This is a genomic window from Nostoc sp. NMS4, from assembly GCF_017115095.1.
Classification (GTDB): domain Bacteria; phylum Cyanobacteriota; class Cyanobacteriia; order Cyanobacteriales; family Nostocaceae; genus Nostoc.
Genome location: NZ_JABXKI010000436.1, coordinates 1 through 5,612 on the forward strand (window position 1 = coordinate 1; position 5,612 = coordinate 5,612).

Annotated in this window: 6 protein-coding genes; 4 read left to right on the forward strand and 2 right to left on the reverse strand. The window is 41.2% G+C overall.

Annotated elements, in window-relative coordinates:
- The 4 genes from HWQ37_RS34300 to HWQ37_RS34315 all read left to right on the forward strand — a co-directional run.
- Nucleotides 1-497, forward strand: a 497-nt coding sequence (locus tag HWQ37_RS34300; protein ID WP_292755813.1) for a hypothetical protein, incomplete at its 5' end; no start/stop codon positions are given.
- A gap of 263 nt (nucleotides 498-760) precedes the next feature.
- On the forward strand, nucleotides 761-973 hold the full coding sequence (locus tag HWQ37_RS34305; RefSeq protein ID WP_292755815.1) for a cupin domain-containing protein: 213 nt from the start codon (nucleotides 761-763) through the stop codon (nucleotides 971-973).
- A 220-nt stretch (nucleotides 974-1,193) separates the two neighbouring features.
- Nucleotides 1,194-2,774, forward strand: a complete 1,581-nt coding sequence (locus HWQ37_RS34310; protein WP_292755817.1) for a GMC family oxidoreductase — start codon at nucleotides 1,194-1,196, stop codon at nucleotides 2,772-2,774.
- Between the two features lie 105 nt (nucleotides 2,775-2,879).
- Entirely contained in the window at nucleotides 2,880-3,674 is a 795-nt protein-coding gene (locus HWQ37_RS34315; protein ID WP_292755819.1) for a hypothetical protein, read from the forward strand.
- Between the two features lie 693 nt (nucleotides 3,675-4,367).
- Here the strand turns inward: HWQ37_RS34315 and HWQ37_RS34320 are convergent.
- Together HWQ37_RS34320 and HWQ37_RS34325 are read right to left on the reverse strand one after the other, a co-directional pair.
- On the reverse strand, nucleotides 4,368-4,565 hold the full coding sequence (locus HWQ37_RS34320) for a hypothetical protein (RefSeq protein WP_292755821.1): 198 nt from the start codon (nucleotides 4,563-4,565) through the stop codon (nucleotides 4,368-4,370).
- Between the two features lie 829 nt (nucleotides 4,566-5,394).
- Nucleotides 5,395-5,612: hypothetical protein (locus HWQ37_RS34325; protein WP_292755823.1), on the reverse strand; the 218-nt coding region annotated here is incomplete at its 5' end.

Consider the following 5,612-nt stretch of genomic DNA (forward strand, 5'->3'; position numbering starts at 1 on the left):
ATGAGGATAGCAATATGACTCTAACAAAAGTAAACACAACTGCATCCCTTGTGGAAACTCTCGCTAACCTCTACCTAAAAGGCAAGCCAGCGGAGATTTCTGACGAAACTATTACTCAACTCTGTGACTGGCTGATGGCTGAGTTCCAACAATTGCCCTTAAATCTGCAATTTTCAGATTATATGCGTTACAACAACGCCCAAGAGATGTTTGCTGATATTAAGCGAGGGCAACTTTGGGTATCCGCCGATAGTTACGATTCTACCGTGTATCCCAATCCGATTTATGGATTTATCTTTCAAGGAATGCACGATTACGACCATTATTTGATGAATAGCAACTTCAGCCTGGAAGGGGAAATCGCGGCTTACAACTTCACGGCTAAACGTGCGCCTTCTTTAGACATTCAAAAGATTCTCTATTCCGAAATTGTGCTGCGATCTGCTGCCTATCTTTATCTAGGATATGCAGCTACTCCTAAGATTGTTTTTCCATGAGTAATGACAGAGGTAAATAATCATGCACGACTATCCTTATTGCTCTTACCTATTACTACGGCACATTCAGCACCATAAATTTTGCTGGTTTTGTCCCCACTGTTGGACAACGGTGCCTGTCTTTTCTGAAATAAAATCCACCATTACAGCACTATTGGAGAATCATGGTGATAACCCAAAAATCGTTTACAACTCAGCTTCAAGGGCAAGTTAACTATACCAAACCTTGAGCCAGCCGAAAGTCTTTGGTTAAAGATGAGCAAGTGCAATTCTCACTAGTTTGTCTAACGGCGGACACTGAAATACCAGAACATGTAGCTTCACGGAATATCTCGGTGACTGTAATCGAAGGGCGTGGAGTGCTGACCCTAGAGGGGCGTGAAATTACTTTACAACCGGGAGTTTTCGTTTACATACCCGCAAGCATCCCTCATGCACTTCGTGCATTGGAAAATCTCGCATTTCTGCACACATGAAGTTGAAAGAATCATTGTCCACGAGAAATTTTATCGGCTTTTAAGCAACGCGAGCCATTTGCTGTTTGCAGTGGCGTTGTTGGACGAATAGGGAGAATGAGTGTTGCTGCTTGGCTTGATTGCAAATCTGCTCACTGTATGCAGTCCATCGAAAATATAGCGTTGAATAAAAGTCTTAGTTGCAGTTATTGAAGTAGTTGAATACACAACCAAGGATATCATGACACAATACGATTATGTGGTGATTGGTGCTGGTTCAGCAGGCTGTGTTGTTGCCAATCGTTTGACAGAAAATAGCGAAACAACCGTGTTGTTGCTCGAAGCAGGGAATCCAGTAAATAAACCTGAGATTCAAGTTCCTGTAGCCTGGCCAAGCTTGCTAGGCACTGAAGTTGATTGGGCTTACTGGACTGAACCAGAACCACACCTGAATGGGCGGAAAATCTTATGTTCCCGTGGCAAAGTCGTCGGCGGCTCCAGTTCAATCAATGCCATGATTTACATTCGAGGCAATCGCCACAATTTCGACCATTGGCAAAAGCTCGGCAATCCAGGCTGGAGCTATGAGGAAGTATTGCCCTACTTCAAAAAATCAGAAAACCAGCAGCGAGGCACATCCGAATTTCACGGTGTTGATGGAGCTTTGAGCGTCACCGATCCGATCGCCCCTACTGCCACCTCAGAGCGATTTATCGAAGCCGCAGCGCAAATAGGCTACGATCGCAATCCCGATTTCAATGGCACACAACAAGAAGGTGTGGGACTGTATCAATTAACTATTAAAGACGGGAAGCGGCACAGTGCCGCCGCCGCATTTCTAGTGCCAATTCTTGATCGTCCTAATTTAACGGTTCAAACTGGTGCATTAGTGACTCGAATTCTGTTTAAGGGAACTTCCACAATTGGGGTAGAGTATCTGCACCAAGGAACGCTGCAACAAGTTTATGTTAATCAGGAAGTGATCCTGTCGGCGGGTGTATTCGATTCTCCCAAACTGCTGATGCTTTCTGGAATTGGGAATGCAGAGCATCTGCTCCCGCTCAACATTCCTGTGGTTGCTGATTTACCCGGTGTAGGTGAGAACCTGCACGATCACCCATTGGTTGCTGTTGGCTACAAGTCTACCCAAGCGCTACCCGCGATCGCATCAACCAGTAATCTAGTAGAAGCTGGATTATTCCTGCATAGTGGCAAAAGCAAGGAGCTTGCACCTGACTTACAGTTTCTCTTCAGCCCGGTTCTATGGGGTAGTTCGGACTCTGCCCCTGATGTTTCAGGTTCCACATTGATTTGTTGTCTGATCAATCCTCAAAGTCGTGGTTCTGTGACGTTGCAATCAGCAAACCCTACTGACTCACCTACCATTCGAGTGAACTACCTCCAGCAGGAGGCTGATTTACAAGTGCTGGTAGAGGGTATTAAAATCGCCCGTCAGATCGCTCATTCTGGTGGCTTTGGTGAAGTCTTGGGAGAGGAAGTGGCTCCTGGTTCAGACATAATCAGTGATGAAACGTTGGCGCAGCCCAGCGCAGGTATCGCTGCTTACATTCGACAAACAGCTACTACTTATTGGCATCCTGTGGGGACATGTAAAATGGGCAACGATTCACTAGCGGTGGTTGATGCTCAACTCCGAGTTCACGGAATTGAAGGATTGCGTGTTGTCGATGCCTCCGTGATGCCAACCATTTTATCTGGAAATACGAACGCAGCCACCATCATGATTGCTGAAAAGGCCGCCGACTTAATTAAAGCCACAGGGCAAGAGATTCAAATTCCCTTAGACTGCCCAACCCTCTAAAGATGTGGACATCATATTGCTAATAAAGCAACGATACACAGGATAAGTATCTGTTACGTAGAAAGAAGAGTACCAACACTTAATCATTATTCATTAGGAGTAAAAATGAAATCTAAGTTTTTGAATTCAATAATTATTCTGGGGAGTACCGTTATTAGCGTATTCAGCCTTACTATAGGTTATAAATATGTTTTAGCAGTCCCTAGTAGTTATCAATACTCATGTCCTGCAGAATTGCTCCAGGGAACTATGCTAGAAGCTAATTGTTTGACTACAGATCGAAAAAGTAAACCCTTTAGCACTTTAATATTAAAGGGAATCCATGTTAATTCGTCTGGTCAGCTAACACAAAATGCTTTGTCAGGGACATCTACTTTTCTTAATAATAAAAAGTGTTATAACTTCTCCCCGTACCTATATATAATCATGGGGATAATTAAAGCTAAATGTCAAAATTCATCCAACACTTTTAAAAACACCAGCATTACATTAGAGGAAATTACAAATCATAATGGTAGATTAACATATGAGTGGGATAGAATCATCGATCAGACAGCTTATAAAATTATGAAGCATTCTTTCTCTAAGCACATCGCAGAATTTTCACTTCCAAATACTCAAAAATCAAAGGGTACTATGTCAGCAATTGCTAAAGATATTATGGCAGCATGTGTCCCTGGATCGTCTTTATATGGTCATACATCAGGTATACTGCATTCAGAATGCAAAGACCTTACAAATGGACGTAAAATCTATTGGGGAGAAGTAGATTTATCGCATTATATATGGTTCTCTCGTTCTAACAAAGGCACTGTAGTTATTGTTAACGGAATTAATGATAACAATAGTACGATATTTGTACCTACTAGGGGTAAAAGTTATTATAATACTCAAAATTAAAAACCAGAAAAGTCAGGGAAGCAAGTTAAATTAGTGGACAAAAAAGTAACTTGTGAAACTTAATGCAAGTTGAGCAAATATTGTAGTTTTGGTAATAAGCAAAAATCAGAATTTCAGAATCATAATTCAGAAGTAAAACAGGCTTTATATCTGGCTTTGGGACTTAGCTTGTGTACTTCATTCGCTAACTTGAAATCTGCTGTATATTACCAATCAATTTGTAAAAACTAAATCTTGCCGCCAAAGGCGGCAAGGCAGAAGGAACACCTCTCCCATGAAGGGAAGAGGTAAGTGCTACGGACGCATCTTTTCTCATGCTGTGCATCTCGAAAAGAATATTCCTACTTTTTCGCCCACAAGGGGCGAGGTTTGTACCTTTTCTTCCTTCTGCCTCCTGCCCTTTGCCTCCTGCCTTTCTTTTATCAATAAAAGCAAATATGAGTGGGGATACAAATAAATTTCTGACTCACTACACCCACTCAGCCACACCCCACACCCAAAAGCCTTATATATAACGGGTTTGCCGTTATCTTAGTGCCATTCGGCACTGTAGTTATTGTTGATCCGGCTAATTTCGACGCAGGTACAATGTTTGTACCTTCAAATGGATTGCAATAGTACAATAACTTAAGGTAAGAAGCAAATTTATTTAACTCAGTAAAAAGACCGAGCTTGTTGAGCTAAATAATTTATCTACTTCATTGCATCAATGATTTTCCCTATTTGGAAAAGTAACTCCTCCACATTTGCCCTTGACGCACCTACTCGAGTCGAAAACTCGTTCAGATATAATCCGTTGCATACCTCATTTAAAGCATTGTTTATAATTACCACTTCTTCTTTACTCAAACGAATCGTGGTTATCTCTTTTTCTACCTGCTCTATCTGCATAAAGTTACATTTCTTAGGTGTATGGACAGTATCTCTTAGAGGATGATGTACTTTTAATTTTAAGCTGTCGAATAGCGATCGCAATCTATTCTTGTCCTCAATCTTTGAGCAATTTGTAAAAGAAAGTCCAGTAAGCGTGATGGTACAAGCATTAATGTCGCATATATTTGCACAAGATTCGGATGGATAGGTTATTTTAAGCATTCCAGTAAGGCTCCCCATCAGCCACCCCAACAGAAGAGCCAACTTTGGAGACTAATTCACTGTAGAAGTCCCCAGCGCTATTTAGCCCAAGCTGCATTTTCACCATCAGCCCCTTCCATCCTTGAATAGCAATATTTTCTGGGGCATAACATATATTAACAAATTTCGTAACCCTGTGCTAAGTTACTTATCTGCGGAACGATTGCTAATTATTTATGGCAATTGTGGCAGATTGTGGGCTTGATGGTGTAATTGCAGAAATCCGAAAGCTTAATCAGAAAAAGATTATCTAGCAGGAACGATGTATCTTTCAAATCTGCACTACAAAAATCAGTCACTTGAATATCTGGATTTTACAGTTAGCAGCTGCAAGAGTGAAAAGCGCGTAATTTACCGAAAAAATGGGTTTAAAGCCCCGTGCTTCTAGCACGGCTTTAAAGTAATAAGTAATAAGTAATGAGTAATGAGTAAGAATATTAACTTATTACTTATTACTTATTACTTATTACTTATTACTCCAGAATCACCGTGGCTTCAGTCCGGTGAGGATGTCAAAGCCGTAGGCATCGCTGAGTGCTATTTGAGGGGATTAAAAAGATATCTATCTATAGAGGGTTGCGCCCAATCAAATTGAAAAAAGTCTTGATCTAGGATTACGTTTTATCAGCTTTTTTCTCTTCAGTGCTAACTGCTGAAGCCGCTCAATTTCAGTTAATACATCTTCCGGCTTGGTTTCCATTTCTAAATCAGCAAGCTCACTGTCTTCATCATTGTCAATCCCCATTTTATCTTGAATCGCATCAAGCATTTGTAATACTCGTGTGACTTCATGCTCTGTCAGTA